The organism is Microbacterium sp. 18062, assembly GCF_902706225.1.
In the GTDB taxonomy this organism is placed as follows: domain Bacteria; phylum Actinomycetota; class Actinomycetes; order Actinomycetales; family Microbacteriaceae; genus Microbacterium.
The window spans coordinates 17,631-31,412 of record NZ_CACSKB010000020.1; the positions used below are offsets into that span (position 1 = coordinate 17,631).

Consider the following 13,782-nt stretch of genomic DNA (forward strand, 5'->3'; position numbering starts at 1 on the left):
CATCGACCGCGTCCCCAGGTCATCCGGCTCGGCCGACTGATTCGATCGTCTAGAACTCCTCGTTGAGGATGTCGTCAGAAGAACTAACGGGATACGCGTCGAGTTGGTCAGATTCGAGAATCGTGCGGGCCGTGGCTCGGGCGCATCCGACGATGAGGCTGCGCGCATAGATGTCCTGACCGACGAACCAGCGGAGGTCCTTCGGCCACCAGTACATGGGCACGCGTCCGGTCGCGGTGGTCGGCACGATCGGCGACCCCTCCTCGTCGATCAGGGGTCCGGAGTAGAGCACCATCTCGCGTCGATACGGAGAAAACGGAACGTACGGCTCCGATATCTCCATGGCATATCCGGCCCAGGACGCGAAGTGGTGCACGCCGCGATCCGGACGGAGCGCCTCGATGAGATGCCTCGCCAGCGAAGCCGGAGGACTGCCCATGTCGGGCTCCACACCGCCGTCGGGAAGAACGACACCGTCCACGGCCACGAGCTCCGGCCATTGCATCCACGCTCGCGGCTCGACTCCGCTCCGTGTGACGACATCGGTCCAGGAAGCAGTGGAGCCGTCGCGCAGCTCGATCGGATTGAGAATGCGAACGTAAGCCTCGTAGCCGGGAGGGACGACCGACGTAACTCGTTCTCCCGTTGCATCCAGTAGCGCCGCGACGGCCTGAGCCGGACGCAGATCAATCTCGTGACGCAATGGGGTCATGGTCAAAGGTTACTGCGGCCTCCTAGGGATACCGGCCGCGTCCCAGGTGCAACGCACCGGCCTACAATGCCGGCGGGACGGGAGAGGGACCCCGCCAGGTGATGAGGTCCCTCTCCCGTTGCCCTCTCACCGCGACCCTAGGGCTCGGCGGATGAGTTGTACTGGCCGTGGGCCTCAGTTCGCTACGGGAGGAAGCATCTCAGGGCCTGCTATCACGCCGGCGAACAGTTGAGATCTAGCTCGGGCCCGGCGGTTCCACCGTAGGGGTGCCAGAAGTGAATCGGCCTGACTTCTGTTCCGTTCTTCAAGTAAGGATGGAACCTGATGGATCAGAAGTACTCGCCGGAGATGCGTGAGCGCGCGCTGCGGATGCTGGACGAGGCCAAGCCCGAGCATCCGAACCTGATGACCGCGGTCCGGTATGTCGCCGGGTTGCTCGGCATGAGCGCGGAGACGCTGCGTGTGTGGCATCGGCGTCGCGAGGTCGATGCTGGGCAGCGGCCGGGCGTGACCACCCATGCGGCGGCGGAGATCAGACGGCTGCAGAAGGAGAACGCCGAGCTTCGCAAGGCAAACGAGATCCTCAAGGCTGCGAGTGTGTTTTTCACGAAGGAGCTCGACCGCCCCTGACCGAGATGATCCGGTTCGTCAACGAGCACCGGGATCGTTTCGGGGTCGAGCTCATCTGCCGCGTCCTCAGACCGGCAGTGCAGGGGTTCCTCACCTCCCGCGGCTACCGCGCCGCCGTCGGCCGTGCACCCTCGGCGCGGCAGCTGTGTGATGACCTGCTGGTGCCGGAGGTCGCGCGGTTGCATGCGGAGAACTACGGCGTCTACGGGCGCCGGAAGATGCACGCGCTGATGCGCCGCCAGGGATGGCACATCGGCCGAGACCAGACCGAACGCCTCATGCGCCTCGCCGGAGTGCGAGGAGTGCGCAAGTCGAAGCGGGTGTTCACGACCCGCTCCGACAAGACGACCACGCTGCGCCGATCTGGTGAACAGGCGCTTCACGGCGCCCGTGCCGAGGAGGCTGTGGGTCTGTGACGTGACCTACGTCGCGACGCCGTCCGGCGAACACGGGAGGCGGCCTCGGCCGCTGCCGCCGTTTCTTGGCGCCTTCGACGTGCGTCATGTCATCGGCTCACATGCCGAGTATCGCCAGGCTGTGATCCCACAGCTCGCGGGCGAGACCCGCGTCGTTGGCCTGCGGGTTGATGCGTGTCGTGACCTGCCGCTTCTCGTAGTAGGCCCCTTGCTGCCAGTCTGTGCCTGGCGCGGACTGCGCCAGCCAGACGAGTTGGTCGGCACCCTGTTCTGCTGTGCTGAGGAAGCGCCTGCCGATCGGATTCGAGTAGACGAGCTTCATGCCGAAGCTGGTGGTGTCGGCGGCGAAACCTGAGCGAATGAAGCCCGGATGGAAGGCAACGGCGCTGATCCCTTGGGCGCGGTAGCGGCGGTCGAGCTCCTTGGTGAAGAGGATGTTCTCCAGCTTGGAGTCGCCGTAGGCCTTGTTGGCCGAGTAGCGACTGTCGTTCTCCAGGTCGCTGGGGTCGATCTTCCCGTAGAGCCTGGCCGCGACGCTCGCGGTCTGGATCACGGTCGCAGAGCTCGAGACGAGGGTCGGCATCAGCAAGCTCGTCAGCAGGAACGGGGCAAGATGGTTGACCTGGAAGGTCTTCTCGTGGCCGTCCGCCGTCTTGTCCCGGGTGCCGAACACCCCGCCGGCGTTGTTGGCGAGAACGTCGATCCGCGGGTAGCGATCCGTCAGCGTCGCCGCGAGGGCGCGAACGGAGCCGAGGTCACCGAAGTCCGCGGTGAAGCGGTCGGCGGCGATGGCCGAGGCGACGCGGCGCGTCTTTTCCTCGGATCGGCCGACGATCACGATTCGGTGGCCGCAGCGGTGGAGTTGGGTCGCCGCCGCAGCGCCGATCCCGTCGCTTGCGCCGGTGATCACGATGGTCTTGTTCATTTCCTGATTCCTCCTCGGAGTGCGGGATCGGCGGCGGTCAACCGTGGACCGGGTTCTCGACGGTGACGAGGAACTCGCAGCCGGCTAGGTCGATGAACTTCTGCTCGTCGGGACGGATCACCGCGAGGTACTCCGGGTCGCCGAAGACGCGGCCGATGCCATCGAAGTCGTCGAACCACAGCTCAGTCGCCCCGTCGAAGGTCGGCGCGGGCAAGCCCGGCAGTTCCGCGTCGACCGCGTGCTGCTGCACGTAGCGGCGCACGTTGTCACGCACGGCGCCGATCGACATGAACAGCGGCGCGTGCTGCTCGCGGTGGTACGCGATGAACTCCTCGCGCGTGAGGTTCGCCTTGCGGCGCATGAGGATCGTGAGCTTGATCATCGCATCTCCAGTTCGTTGACTAACACATGTAAGTCGACCATAGCACAGTCACCTAACGCGCGTTAGTCGAAGTCTGGTAGCGTGGCCGGATGGGATCAAGTCCGGTTGTGAAGCGCGTGGGCAACAAGCGCGGCTTCGGCGGTGAGTTGCGTTCGGAGATCATCGAGGCGGCCGAGCGCCTGCTCGCAGAGCGGGCCTCGAGTGAGGCGGTGACGCTGCGGGCGATCGCCCGGGAGGCGGGCATCGCAGCACCGTCGATCTACCCACACTTCTCCGACCGGGACGCGATCCTCGACGCAGTGGTCGAGCGTGGATTCGAGCGCCTCGCCGAGATAGGTGCGGCGGCGGTCGGTTCTGCGCAGGCCGGAGTTCAGGCGGTTCGCGCCCTCAGTACGGCCTACGTACGCTTCGCCCGCGATTATCCGGGCCAGTACCGAGTTCTCTTCGAAAGGGCCTCCTCAAACATCGTCTCGCCGCCCCATCCGTACCGGGAAGGCATCAAGGCCTTCGACGTGCTCATTGAGACCATGCGGTATACGCCAGCGGGAAGGGGAAGCTCTGACGAAGATCTCATTCGGGACGCGCAGACGCTCTTCGCGACACTGCATGGGATCGCCGTTCTCAGGCCATCGCTGCCGGGATTCCCGTGGCAAGACGAGGGCGCACTGATCGACAATGCCGTATCACACATCTGCGGTGAGGTTCCCCTGCGGCCTTGATCCACCGGCCGCGGATGGCACACGGATCTCGGTAGGAGCACACCCCGTTCGAGGTGCGGCGGAACATCCTGCCGCCAGTCTCGCCGTTCACCACATCGTTCGGCACGCCGGAGTCTCGCGAGATCCTCCTCGTTCGGGCCATCGGTCAAGTCCCGATCGACCGCTGCTGCCGCGTTCTCGGGGTGGCCCGGCAGCACTACTACCGCGTCAAACGGAAGCCTCTGCCCCAGTCCGAGCTGCGCCGTCAGTGGCTGACTGGGCTGATCCGGGAAGTGCACGTCACCTTAGGAGAACGCCCGGCTGCGTCGCGAGGTCGCCGAGTTGCGACGCGCCAACGAGATCCTGCGGGCGGCGAGCGTGTTTTTCGCGAAGGAACTCGATCGCCCCGCGACGAAATGATCCGCTTCATCGACGAGCATCGGGATCAGTTCGGGGTCGAGGCCATCTGCCGCGTGCTGAGCTCGGCGGTTCGTGGGTTCATCACCTCTCGCGGGTATCGCGCCGCGAAACGGCGCCCGCCGTCAGCCAGGCGCCTGCGAGACGAACTGCTCGTTGCGGAGGTCGCGCGGCTGCATGCGGAGAACTACGGGGTCTACGGGCGTCGGAAGATGCACGCGCTGATGCGCCGCCAGGGGCGGGATGTCGGCCGAGACCAGACCGAACGCCTCATGCGCCTGGCCGGGGTGCGCGGCGTCCGCAAGTCGAGGCGGGTGACGGGAACCGTCGGCGACAGCTTCGACAACGCGATGGCAGACGCGGTGAACAACCTCTACAAGACCGAACTCATCCGCCAACAAGGCCCGTGGAGGACGGTCGAGCAGGTCGAACTCGCGACCCTGGAATGGGTGTGGTGGTGGAACAACTCCCGCCTCCACGGCGAGCTCGACATGCGCACCCCGATCGAAATCGAGAACGCGTACTACGCTGACCACGAATCAGCCAACCTGGCATCTGTCGGACAAGGCTCCCGATAGGAACGAAACCCCGGCCGATTCAGCCGACGAACACGAGTTCACCCTCCCCGGCGCAGCATCAGACGTGATTCGCGACCTTGACCGGCGAGGCGTCGACCGGGCGCATCTGTGTGGGCTGTCGCTGGGGGCGATGATCGCCGTGCAGACCGCGATCGACTATCCCGACCGTGTGGCGTCGCTCACGCTCTCGGGTGGGCAGGTGCATCCGCCGCGCGCGCTCATGACGCTGCAATCCGCGCTCATGCGAATCCTGCCCGCGCACCTCGTCGCACCCGACGGCACGAGCAAGCAACGGGTGCGTGCAGTGCTGGCCGAGGTTGCACGCATCGACTTCCGGCCCCATCTTGCACGCATCGCCGCCCCGACGCTCGTGCTGTGCGGATCAAGAGACCACGCAAACCTCTCCGCCGCACGAGCACTTGCAACCGGCATCCCGAACGCACAGTTGCGCGTCATCGACGGTGGCGGGCACGAACTCAACACGGACACGCCAGAGCAGTTCAACGCTGAGATCGTCGCCTTCTTGCGACAGCTCGCGTGACCTACCGTCGGTGGCCTGCGTCCATAACTGAAAACTGCTCAAAGGATGGATCGACGCCACCGGGCCGCCGCACTCGTCGATCGGAGGGATGGGTTACCCGCGCCCGCACGCCAGAGCCGCGCCGGGTAGTCGCCAGTCATATGTTGGGGGCGCAGAGTCGAGCAGATTGGCATCGGGAATCCGGTGCGAAATCGATGAAGGGGAGCTGGTGCTCCGTGGTCAGCTATTCCGGCTGTTCGGCTTGGCTCGCCAGCTGGGAGTATCCGTGCAGGATGTAGCCGGCGTAGACGCCTGTGGCGAGTGCTCCGCCGATGCCGGTGACCGCGAAGACGACGAGCCAGTCGATTGTGCTCTGTGCGGCGAGCCAGAGCCCGACGAGCGCGAAGGTCAGGGCGATCGGAGCGAGCAGGTAGTCGATCTTCCGGTCGAAGATTCGCACGAAGGGAAAGAAGTGGAGTGCGATAAGAGTGGCGACAGCGGGCAGGATCCAACGGAACTGTCCAGTGAGGGCGAGGGTGAGGATCGCGATCCAGACGAGTCCGTAGGTGATTCCCATGAGCATGCCCATCTGTCGTCCGATGCGGCGTCCATCCTCGGTCGGGATGTTCTCGAACTGGCGCGAGTGGCGGATGTTCCGCACGCTCAGGATGGCCACGACGATGGCATAGATGACAGCGAGGGCGAAGGCGGCGGTGCCCCAGCCGGGCCACGCGAGACTCCACCACACGGCATAGACGAGCATGAAGAAGGCTTGGATGATCGGCAGGGGCGCGAGCGTCCGCAACGCCGAGCCGTGCTCTTCGGACGCGGTCGTCGTTGTCTCAGGCAAGATCACGTCTCCGGGTAAGGGTGAAGCTCACCGCTGCGGCAAGCGCGGTCCACAGCAGCAGTACCCCGGCGGCTGCACCGGGCGTCGTCGTGGCGACGATCGCCGGGACGGTCTGCTGTCCTGCGGGGAGGAAGTCCGCCGCGAGTGATGAGGTCGCTCCGACAGGGAGGAGGCCCTGCAGGGTCTCCAGGGCGGGGATGACGGGAGCGAGCATGCCGATGAGCAGCGACTCCACGCCCAGCACCCACCCGATCGCGATCGCGACAGCAGCGATCATGCTCCGGGTCGCTGTTCCGACCGCGAAGCCGATGGTGATGAATGCAAGGGCGACGAGCCAGATGGCCAGGGCGGTCGCGGCCAGGTCTGTGAGCGGGGGGAACTCCATCTCGCGCTCTGAAGCCATCGCGACCCCGATGCTGGAAAGAATGCTGGTCAGTAGCGTGACGATCGCGGCGATGGCCGAGACGATGGCGAGGTTCGTCAGGCGTGCGGCGATGAACGTTGTGCGGCTCGGAAAGCGCGACATGATCGTGCGAATGGTTCCGCGTGCGTAGTCTGACGATCCGAGTATCGCGCCGAGTATCGCGAACTGCGGCGCCCCGTAGAGGGGCAGCGAAGCGAGGACGTAGTACGAGGTCCCCGAGGGGAGCATGGCGTCCACGAACATGCGCTGCTGCTCGGGCGTGTACCACTCCGCGCCGACTATGGAGACGTAGCTGACGAGGTAGGCGAAGGCTACGATGCAGAGCGCCCATACCGCGAGCGACACCCATACGCTGATTCTGCGACGCGTCAGCAGGAGCTCGCCGCGGAGCGCGCCTGCGAAGCCGGGGCGACCCGGTGACACTGTGGTGTGGACAGCAGCCAGGGTGCTCATCGGTGGTTCCTCTCGTCGGACTGAGTGGCATCGGAGATGAGGTCGAAGAACGTCGCCTCTAGCGAGTCGCCGATCTCGGCGATGGCGTTCACCCGGATGCCTGCACCGACCAGCGTCCTGTTGACCTCGTGCGGCTCGATCGCATCGCTCAACTCGAACCGCAACCGTCCACCGGAGCCGTCGGCGACTGCGAGGCCGAGCTTCAGCCCGACGTCCGTCGCCTTGCGGGCGTCGTCCACGTCCACCTCGACCCATCGACGAGAGCGGAGCGTGTGTCGGAGTTCGGCGACGGTGCCCTCTGCGACGAGTCTTCCCGCGGAGAGGACGCCGATCCGATCGGCGACTTGCTCGACCTCGCCCAGCAGATGACTCGACAACAGCACCGCACAGCCCTGGTCGCGGAGGTTTCGCACGATGTCGCGCACTCCCGCGATCGCCTCGGGATCGAGCCCGTTGGTCGGCTCGTCCAGCACGACGATGCCGGGATCGCCCAGTAGCGCTGCGGCGATCCCGAGGCGCTGTTTCATCCCCAGCGAATAGTGACGAAAGGAGCGGCGCCCGTCCCGCGTGGTCAGCCCGACCAGTTCGAGCGCCCGGTCGGCGGCGGCCCCGTGGGCTCCCCAGTAGGCGCACAGCAGCGTCAGGTTCCGGTGGCCGGACATGGACGGGTAGAACGCGGGAGACTCTATGAGCGATCCGATCACCGCGGCCGACTCTGCGGCGCCGGTGCGAATGCTGCCGCTCGTCGGTGCCATGAGCCCCGTCAACGTGCGCAGGAGCGTGGTCTTGCCCGCCCCGTTGGGGCCGACCAGCCCGTATATCTCGCCTGCTGCCACGCGCAGCGTCACGCCGTCGAGCGCACGCACATCGCCTCGGTACGTCTTGCCGACCTCGCGCGCGTCGATCATCGCGGGTGGGTGCGTAGTGTCCATGGCGCCTCCGTCAGAGTTATGGCGGACAGAGCCGCGATGAACTTTCTAGCACAAAGTAGCATCTGTTAGAAAGTGCTGTGTGGTAGAAACGGTAGAGAACTCTGGAATGGGAGGGTGTATGAGCGACGATGAGCGCTACGGCGATCCCTCATCGATCCTGCGGGCGATCGATGAGGACCAGCGAGAGGCGCAACGCGCCCTCGCCCCGAACGCGGTCCTGCTCTATGCGACATGGGGGATCGCGTGGACAGTGGGGTTCCTGGCGTTCTATGCGGCGTTCGTCCCTGCGGAGCGGCCGTTGATCCCGTTCGCGCTCGGAGCGGCGATCGGGGGAGCCGTGCTCGTGGCGGCGATCGTCTTGTCGGCGGTCCATTCCTCTCTCCGCAGCGCCGGGTCGCGCGGACCGTCCATGGTGCAGGGCGCGATCTACGGCAACACCTTCGGCGTCGCGTTCATGCTCATGGGCCTGCTCGGCTGGCGCCTCATGAGCTCGGGATTCGCGCTGGAGCCGATGCTGTCCTACTGGGTCGCCGCCTCATGTCTCATCGTCGGCATCCTTTTCCTCGCCGGTGCCGCGATGTGGAACGACCGATCGCAACTGATCTTTGGTTCCTGGACGTTCGTCGTCGGATTCGTGTCGATCGCTGTAGCTCCTCCGCACAATCTTCTCGCCGGCGCTGCCGGAGGCCTCGGCTTCCTCGCGCTCGCAGTGGTCCAGGCGCTGCGCCCACAGCTGACCTCGGGCAGGATCACTCGGGAAACTGATGGATGAGCTTGATCCAGTCATCCATGTCCAAGCGAGACTGCGCATCGTCACGATCTTGGATACCTTCGGCCCCGGTGACTCCCTCTCCTTCCCCCGCCTCCAGAAGCTCTTGGGCGTGACGTCGGGAAACCTCGCCACCCACCTCCGCAAGCTCGAAGACAGCGGCTACATCCGCGTGCGCAAGGTCCTCGAAGGACGCAGTCCCGTCACCTACATCGGACTGACCGAAGACGGACGCACCGCCTTCCGCGTCTATAAGAAGAACCTCCGATCTCTTCTCGAAGACCCCATCTGACGCTGTTTCTCTGGTTCCCAGTGAACTGGGACTATCGCCGCTTGGTCGTGTTGGGCGGCAGCGTTCTTGAGGGGTTGCTGTCAGACGGTGCCGCCACGGTGGCGGAGCCGTGTGACCTGGAGAAACTTGCTCCGCCGCTGAACCTCGCCCCTGTGTTCTGCACTGTGGTGGCACGGTGGCCCCACCGTGCGATCAGGGAAAAGTTCCTCTGAGTGTGAACCGGCGGTGGTGCCGATTCGGCGCCACCGTGTGATCTGGGGAAATGCTGCGGGCAAGGGAACGGTGCACCAGATTCTGGGGCACCGTCGCCGCCTGCCCGAGCGTGGTGGGCCACGTGCGCGGGGGTGCCGACTCGGCATGCTCGCACCAGGTGCTCTGGTCCCGGCAACTTACCGGAACCGCGCACACCCGAGACGTTGTAAACATCAACATATAGTAGTTATGCATCGACGAAGCCACAATATGTTGGGGTTTGGTCGCACGCCTGTCCTGTATGAGTCAGGTGCGTGCAGAAACACCAGAGACGGTTGCCGCCGCCAGGACGGTATCGCCCTCGGCGTTCGACGTGGTGGCGTGGACGCGTCAGGCGTGCGAGGCGTCGGGGGTGTCGTTCGCGGTGACCGACCCGGTGGTGCTCCGCAAGCTCGACCACCTCATCCGCCACCCCGCGTGACCGTCGATCGCTCTGCGATGCTCGCCCTCGGCTGCGCGGTGACGGGTGGTGCGGCGGGTTCACGCCTTGAAGATGAGCTGCACGCGGTCGGGCCGGAAGTGGTTCGTGCCCTTGGGCACCGGGTAGACCGTGAGGGTGTCGATCAGGGCGGTGAGGATCGCGCGTTTCTGGGGCACCGACCACTCCACGTCCCACGCGTGGCGTAACGCGGCCTCGTCGCCCACGGGGAGCCCGGTGAGCGCGGCACCGCGGTTGACCTTGCCGAGCAGGAGTTCCGCGTCGCGGACGGTGTGCTGCGCGGCGGTGCGTCCGGCGTGGTATTCGCCGCGGGTGAGGAGCCCGGCGCCGTAGTCGCGGGCCATGTCCTCCATCCGTTGCCTCGCGGCGGTGATCCGCCCCATCGCGTCCCCGACCACTCCACCCGCGCTCTCGCCCGTGGCGGGGAGTTCGGTGGCGGCGAGGCGTGCGATGACGGCGTCGCGGACGAGGTCGTTCAGTGCGATCCCGGCGACGGTGAGGCCGCCGCGTTCGGGGTAGGCGGGGATCGCCGCGCACCGGTAGTAGAACCGCTTGTTCGGGCCACTCCCGCCCCGGCCGTCCTTGTGGCGGCCGGCGACCAGGCCCGCCCCGCATCTGCCGCATGTGGCGATCGCGGAGAGCAGGTTGATCGACGATGCCCCGACCCGCCGGTCGGGGCCCGCGAACACCGCCCGGATACGTGCGGTCTCCTCCGGGGTGATGATCGGCTCCCAGTTCCCCGGCCCGAGAATCTCCCGCCCCTGCGGCGGCTCGGTCTCGCCCGGTCTCAACGTTGGCTGGTAGGCGCGTTGCCCGGAGATGCGCGCCGAGGTGAGGATCGATTTCACCGTCGTCGGATACCACACCGACCTCGTGCCCCTCCCCGCCCGAGGCGACGGCATCCCGGACTCCTCGTTCAGCCACTTCGTGATCGACCGCAGCGACTGCCCGGCCAGGAATCTGTCCGCCATCTCCCGCACCACGACGGCCTGTTCGGGGATGAGGACGGGAATGCTGAAGGTTTGGTTGACTCGTTTCCTTATGCCGCCAGGTCGGCGGTGGTGTTCATGATTGCTTCGAACTCGATGGGCGTCAACTTCCCAAGGCGGCGTTGTCGACGAGGTCGGTGGTAGCGGGCTTCGATCCAGTGCACGATCGCGAGTCGCAGTTGCTCGCGGGTGGCCCATTGCTGTTGGTTGAGGACATTCTTCTGGAGCAGGCTGAAGAAGCTCTCCATCGCGGCATTGTCCGCACACGCGCCCACGCGACCCATCGAACCTTGCAGGTGATGTCGACGCAGTGCTCGCCGGAAGCGTCGGCTGCGGAACTGATTGCCTCGGTCCGAATGCACGATCACCCTGGTCGGGTTCCCACGTCGGTTCACGGCGTCCTCGAGGGCGTTCACCGCCAGTCGGGCCTTCATCCGCGAGTCGATGGAATACCCCACGATCCGGTTCGCGAACACGTGGCGGTTTCAAGAAGCCAGCCGACCTCCGTCGAGACGATCGAAGACCTGCAAGTGCTCGAACGCGCCCTGCGCGCCGTGGTGAACGCGGGCGAGGCCGAAGCTCTCGCGGCACCCATCAACGACTGACCCTCGCTACGCCGGGCGACTCACACTCGAAGGGCCCGACTCGGGCGTCACCGCGCCAGACGCGGGCCACTCCCGCAGTGGCCGACGGCTCGGCTCTTGGCGGAGCGGAACCACCGCCATAGCGCGGGGGCGGTGGCGAGTAGGAAGACGGCGAAAAGGGTTTGGTTCACGACGCCGAACAGGGGATTGCCGCCGATGGTGAAGAAGACGGTCCAGTTCACGGCGATGTCGGCGAGGATGACGATGAGGCCCAGGATGATGCCCGCTCGCTTCCGAAGTAGGAGGAGCAGCGCCGTCAGCGGATCGAGGACGGTCAGCGAGAGCCAGAACACACGTAGCGCGGTGGGGAACTCTCCGTAGGTGTCGGCTCCGCCCGCGATCAGGTCGAGGACATGGCTGGCTGTGCCGCTGAGGAAGCCCGCGATCCAGATGACCAGGATCACCAGGTGGACGCGATCAGCGGTCGGGCGGGTCATGCTCACAGACTAGGAGGGTCGTGCGTGCCCATTGACGTGTGCGCGGCGGCGCGACTATTGCTCGCCGATGTCGCCGGTGGCGGGCGCGACGGAACGCACTGACTCGCCGGTCGTCCGCAGGTACAGCAACGCCTTGATCAGCCGGAGCGCCTCCGACTTGTCGACACCGGATGCGCGGCCGAGCAGGATGTCGTCCAGTCGGCGGCTGATATCCGCCCGCCACTCTGGGTCTATCGGTGCGCGGTTCTGCGCGATCCAGTCCTCATCGAGGGTGTGCGCCAGCTCCCACACCAGGTCCGCTCGCTTGGCGAGCGGCAGGGCGGCACCAGCGTCGGCCAACTCCTCATACGTCACCGATCGCGCGGCGGCGTTAGGAGGGTCGCCGGGATCGGCGGTGTCCGACCAGACGCCGTCGATCTCCTCCAGGACGTCGAGCAAGTGCACCGCCGCGATCACTCGCTCGGCCGGGTCGAGCGCCCGGACGAGGCGGACGAGTTCAGCGGGGTTCGAGGTCATGGCCTGACCCTAAGCGCGGCGTCGGACATTGACGACCGTCTCAGTCGTCAGCGACTCCGAGTGACTCGTCGCCTCGGAGGTAAATCTCCACGAGTTCGCTGGTCCAGGTCGCCACGCCCGCGCCGAAGAAGTCCTTGTCCTCGGTCCAGATCGGACAGTCCAGCGCAAGCGCGGCAGCGACGATCGGCCAGTCGTCGGGGTCGCGGCGACCGATCCGCTGCAAGGCCTTCTCCTGTATTGGCTCGGTGACCTCGCTCGGGATCTCCTCCACGAGAAGGCGAACCGCGTCCAGGCCGAGCGACAGTGCCGTGGGTCCGATCCCACGTTTGGCCATGATGCCGGGCAGGTTCGCCTCGGCATCCTCGAAGGCGACGGACGGCGCGCAGAAGTCGATCGACTCCGCGTATTCGGTCAGCAGCTTGCCGACCTTCACGCCGAGCATGGCTCGGATGAGGATGTTGGCGTCGAGAACGATCCGCCGCGAGGTCACGATGCGGCGGCGGCTTCTCGCTGCGCCTTCCGGCGCGCCTTGCGCGCCGCGTCGAACTCGGCAACGACCTCGTCCTCGTCAACGCCCTGCTCGGCCATCAGTGCATGGAGCTTCTGTGTCGCCGCCTGGTATGCGGCGATCGCCTCCGCACGGTCGCCGCGGGTCGGGATGAACACGCCGACGCGGCGGCCGTGCCGCGTCACCGTCACAGGCTCGTCGCCGTCGATGTAGTCGGCGAGGTCCTGGCGGAACTCGCGCACACCTACCGTCACAGCCATGGCCGAGTCCCTCCATTGTGTAATCCTTGCGTACACAATACCGCAGATCGGCAGTCGCGTCGAGCAGCCTCCGAAGGAGTTCACACGGCTCTCAGGTAACTCGCCCGAGTGTCCTAAAAGTGTCCCGAGTGTCCCGAGATTGGCGATTCTCGCACCTTTCCTGAGTGCGACGAGTGCGACGAGTGCGAGGCGTGCGGGAGGGCCGGGGCTCCGACTTCCCAATGAACACAAGGGTTCTCCGCCATCCGCTAGGTTGCTCGGGGACCGAGGGGTCAAATCCCCCCGTCTCCGTCATTTATCCCAGTTCCTCGTCATGGTCGGCTCCGGTGTGCTCCTGTGCTGGATGGCGCAGGCCGCTGCCTCGGGTCGGTTGAAGCGCAATCCGCTCGCGGGCATCCGCATCCCGAGCACGATGGTCAGCGACAAGGCGTGGCTGGCCGCGCATGTCCGTGCGAGGCGGCCGACTCTCTGGGCCGGGATCGTCTCGGCCGCGAGCGGTTTCCTGGCGCTCCTGCCGTTCCCCGTGCCGGTTGTCATCGTTGGCGTCCTGGCGTCCTGGCGCTCCTGCCGTTCCCCGTGCCGGTTGTCATCGTTGGCGTCCTGGTCGCTGCCGTCGTCATTCTGGTGCTGGTTCTCTACGGCGCTCGTGTCGGCGGCAAAGCCGCGAACTCGATATCGCAACGGGATCATGGCTGAGGTGCGGATTCGTCGTCCCTGTCGGCTATAGACCGAGCCCGGG

20 protein-coding genes and 2 pseudogenes are annotated in these 13,782 nt (G+C 66.0%); 10 read left to right on the forward strand and 12 right to left on the reverse strand.

The window, feature by feature from the left end:
• Positions 1-49: 49 nt before the first annotated feature.
• Entirely contained in the window at positions 50-505 is a 456-nt protein-coding gene (locus tag GVL03_RS09225; RefSeq protein ID WP_159500701.1) for a hypothetical protein, read from the reverse strand.
• 531 nt (positions 506-1,036) lie between these two features.
• Here GVL03_RS09225 and GVL03_RS09230 point away from each other — a divergent pair.
• Both GVL03_RS09230 and GVL03_RS09235 read left to right on the forward strand, forming a co-directional pair.
• On the forward strand, positions 1,037-1,342 hold the full coding sequence (locus GVL03_RS09230) for a transposase (protein WP_159500702.1): 306 nt from the start codon (positions 1,037-1,039) through the stop codon (positions 1,340-1,342).
• A gap of 5 nt (positions 1,343-1,347) precedes the next feature.
• Entirely contained in the window at positions 1,348-1,758 is a 411-nt protein-coding gene (locus tag GVL03_RS09235) for an IS3 family transposase (RefSeq protein WP_159500703.1), read from the forward strand.
• Between the two features lie 97 nt (positions 1,759-1,855).
• Here the strand turns inward: GVL03_RS09235 and GVL03_RS09240 are convergent, their stop codons facing one another.
• Both GVL03_RS09240 and GVL03_RS09245 read right to left on the reverse strand, forming a co-directional pair.
• Entirely contained in the window at positions 1,856-2,683 is an 828-nt protein-coding gene (locus GVL03_RS09240; RefSeq protein ID WP_159500704.1) for an SDR family NAD(P)-dependent oxidoreductase, read from the reverse strand.
• Between the two features lie 37 nt (positions 2,684-2,720).
• Entirely contained in the window at positions 2,721-3,065 is a 345-nt protein-coding gene (locus tag GVL03_RS09245) for an EthD domain-containing protein (RefSeq protein WP_159500705.1), read from the reverse strand.
• A gap of 107 nt (positions 3,066-3,172) precedes the next feature.
• Between GVL03_RS09245 and GVL03_RS09250 the strand changes: the two genes are divergently transcribed.
• The 3 genes and pseudogenes from GVL03_RS09250 (at position 3,173) to GVL03_RS09260 (ending at position 5,299) form a co-directional block, all read left to right on the forward strand.
• Positions 3,173-3,784, forward strand: a complete 612-nt coding sequence (locus GVL03_RS09250; protein WP_159500706.1) for a TetR/AcrR family transcriptional regulator — start codon at positions 3,173-3,175, stop codon at positions 3,782-3,784.
• Positions 3,785-4,072: 288 nt separating this feature from the next.
• A pseudogene (locus GVL03_RS09255) lies at positions 4,073-4,758 on the forward strand (IS3 family transposase); the annotation flags it as partial.
• Entirely contained in the window at positions 4,736-5,299 is a 564-nt protein-coding gene (locus GVL03_RS09260) for an alpha/beta fold hydrolase (RefSeq protein WP_235038099.1), read from the forward strand. The pseudogene GVL03_RS09255 and the gene GVL03_RS09260, both read left to right, overlap by 23 nt.
• Positions 5,300-5,522: 223 nt before the next feature.
• Here the strand turns inward: GVL03_RS09260 and GVL03_RS09265 are convergent, their stop codons facing one another.
• The 3 genes from GVL03_RS09265 to GVL03_RS09275 are packed head-to-tail and all read right to left on the reverse strand — an operon-like array spanning position 5,523 to position 7,937.
• Entirely contained in the window at positions 5,523-6,128 is a 606-nt protein-coding gene (locus GVL03_RS09265; RefSeq protein WP_159500708.1) for a hypothetical protein, read from the reverse strand.
• Entirely contained in the window at positions 6,121-7,005 is an 885-nt protein-coding gene (locus GVL03_RS09270) for an ABC transporter permease (RefSeq protein ID WP_159500709.1), read from the reverse strand. The genes GVL03_RS09265 and GVL03_RS09270 overlap by 8 nt, the downstream gene beginning before the upstream one ends.
• Positions 7,002-7,937, reverse strand: a complete 936-nt coding sequence (locus GVL03_RS09275; protein WP_159500710.1) for an ABC transporter ATP-binding protein — start codon at positions 7,935-7,937, stop codon at positions 7,002-7,004. The genes GVL03_RS09270 and GVL03_RS09275 overlap by 4 nt, the downstream gene beginning before the upstream one ends.
• A 118-nt stretch (positions 7,938-8,055) precedes the next feature.
• On the opposite strand from GVL03_RS09275, the gene GVL03_RS09280 reads away from it, so the two are divergent.
• The 3 genes from GVL03_RS09280 (at position 8,056) to GVL03_RS09290 (ending at position 9,671) form a co-directional block, all read left to right on the forward strand.
• On the forward strand, positions 8,056-8,709 hold the full coding sequence (locus tag GVL03_RS09280) for a hypothetical protein (protein ID WP_159500711.1): 654 nt from the start codon (positions 8,056-8,058) through the stop codon (positions 8,707-8,709).
• Positions 8,702-8,998: a transcriptional regulator gene (locus tag GVL03_RS09285; protein ID WP_159500712.1), complete on the forward strand. Its 297-nt coding sequence runs from the start codon at positions 8,702-8,704 to the stop codon at positions 8,996-8,998. The genes GVL03_RS09280 and GVL03_RS09285 overlap by 8 nt, the downstream gene beginning before the upstream one ends.
• Positions 8,999-9,491: 493 nt before the next feature.
• Entirely contained in the window at positions 9,492-9,671 is a 180-nt protein-coding gene (locus GVL03_RS09290; RefSeq protein WP_159500713.1) for a hypothetical protein, read from the forward strand.
• A gap of 59 nt (positions 9,672-9,730) precedes the next feature.
• Here GVL03_RS09290 and GVL03_RS09295 read toward each other — a convergent pair whose 3' ends face one another.
• Positions 9,731-10,837, reverse strand: coding sequence for a recombinase family protein (locus tag GVL03_RS09295; protein ID WP_306770326.1), 1,107 nt, complete (start codon positions 10,835-10,837; stop codon positions 9,731-9,733).
• Positions 10,729-11,160: pseudogene (locus tag GVL03_RS09300) on the reverse strand (DDE-type integrase/transposase/recombinase); the annotation flags it as partial. The pseudogene GVL03_RS09300 and the gene GVL03_RS09295, both read right to left, overlap by 109 nt.
• On the opposite strand from GVL03_RS09300, the gene GVL03_RS22620 reads away from it, so the two are divergent.
• A complete protein-coding gene (locus tag GVL03_RS22620; RefSeq protein ID WP_306770325.1) occupies positions 11,155-11,283 on the forward strand; it encodes a hypothetical protein in 129 nt (42 codons plus the stop codon). The pseudogene GVL03_RS09300 and the gene GVL03_RS22620 overlap by 6 nt on opposite strands.
• A gap of 47 nt (positions 11,284-11,330) precedes the next feature.
• On the opposite strand, the gene GVL03_RS09305 is transcribed toward GVL03_RS22620, so the two are convergent.
• From GVL03_RS09305 to GVL03_RS09320, 4 genes are read right to left on the reverse strand one after another with little or no spacing between them, the layout of a single operon-like run.
• The gene (locus tag GVL03_RS09305) at positions 11,331-11,759 is read right to left on the reverse strand and encodes a hypothetical protein (RefSeq protein ID WP_159500715.1); all 429 of its coding nucleotides are present in this window, start codon (positions 11,757-11,759) and stop codon (positions 11,331-11,333) included.
• Between the two features lie 54 nt (positions 11,760-11,813).
• Positions 11,814-12,275: an addiction module protein gene (locus GVL03_RS09310; RefSeq protein ID WP_159500716.1), complete on the reverse strand. Its 462-nt coding sequence runs from the start codon at positions 12,273-12,275 to the stop codon at positions 11,814-11,816.
• A gap of 40 nt (positions 12,276-12,315) precedes the next feature.
• A complete protein-coding gene (locus GVL03_RS09315) occupies positions 12,316-12,765 on the reverse strand; it encodes a PIN domain-containing protein (protein WP_159500717.1) in 450 nt (149 codons plus the stop codon).
• Complete coding sequence (locus GVL03_RS09320; RefSeq protein ID WP_159500718.1) at positions 12,762-13,043, reverse strand: type II toxin-antitoxin system prevent-host-death family antitoxin; 282 nt, start codon at positions 13,041-13,043, stop codon at positions 12,762-12,764. The genes GVL03_RS09315 and GVL03_RS09320 overlap by 4 nt, the downstream gene beginning before the upstream one ends.
• 412 nt (positions 13,044-13,455) lie before the next feature.
• On the opposite strand from GVL03_RS09320, the gene GVL03_RS22715 reads away from it, so the two are divergent.
• On the forward strand, positions 13,456-13,770 hold the full coding sequence (locus tag GVL03_RS22715) for a hypothetical protein (RefSeq protein ID WP_373683836.1): 315 nt from the start codon (positions 13,456-13,458) through the stop codon (positions 13,768-13,770).
• Positions 13,771-13,782 lie beyond the last annotated feature (12 nt).

Bases quoted from the DNA above. Each gene is read 5' to 3' on its own strand.
- GVL03_RS09230 (WP_159500702.1), top strand. From the start codon at position 1,037: ATGGATCAGAAGTACTCGCCGGAGATGCGTGAGCGCGCGCTGCGGATG.
- GVL03_RS09270 (WP_159500709.1), bottom strand. From the start codon at position 7,005: ATGAGCACCCTGGCTGCTGTCCACACCACAGTGTCACCGGGTCGCCCC.
- GVL03_RS09235 (WP_159500703.1), top strand. From the start codon at position 1,348: ATGATCCGGTTCGTCAACGAGCACCGGGATCGTTTCGGGGTCGAGCTC.
- GVL03_RS09280 (WP_159500711.1), top strand. From the start codon at position 8,056: ATGAGCGACGATGAGCGCTACGGCGATCCCTCATCGATCCTGCGGGCG.
- GVL03_RS09240 (WP_159500704.1), bottom strand. From the start codon at position 2,683: ATGAACAAGACCATCGTGATCACCGGCGCAAGCGACGGGATCGGCGCT.
- GVL03_RS09275 (WP_159500710.1), bottom strand. From the start codon at position 7,937: ATGGACACTACGCACCCACCCGCGATGATCGACGCGCGCGAGGTCGGC.
- GVL03_RS09305 (WP_159500715.1), bottom strand. From the start codon at position 11,759: ATGACCCGCCCGACCGCTGATCGCGTCCACCTGGTGATCCTGGTCATC.
- GVL03_RS09245 (WP_159500705.1), bottom strand. From the start codon at position 3,065: ATGATCAAGCTCACGATCCTCATGCGCCGCAAGGCGAACCTCACGCGC.
- GVL03_RS09290 (WP_159500713.1), top strand. From the start codon at position 9,492: ATGAGTCAGGTGCGTGCAGAAACACCAGAGACGGTTGCCGCCGCCAGG.
- GVL03_RS09320 (WP_159500718.1), bottom strand. From the start codon at position 13,043: ATGGCTGTGACGGTAGGTGTGCGCGAGTTCCGCCAGGACCTCGCCGAC.
- GVL03_RS09225 (WP_159500701.1), bottom strand. From the start codon at position 505: ATGCAATGGCCGGAGCTCGTGGCCGTGGACGGTGTCGTTCTTCCCGAC.
- GVL03_RS22715 (WP_373683836.1), top strand. From the start codon at position 13,456: ATGGTCAGCGACAAGGCGTGGCTGGCCGCGCATGTCCGTGCGAGGCGG.
- GVL03_RS09285 (WP_159500712.1), top strand. From the start codon at position 8,702: ATGGATGAGCTTGATCCAGTCATCCATGTCCAAGCGAGACTGCGCATC.
- GVL03_RS09310 (WP_159500716.1), bottom strand. From the start codon at position 12,275: ATGACCTCGAACCCCGCTGAACTCGTCCGCCTCGTCCGGGCGCTCGAC.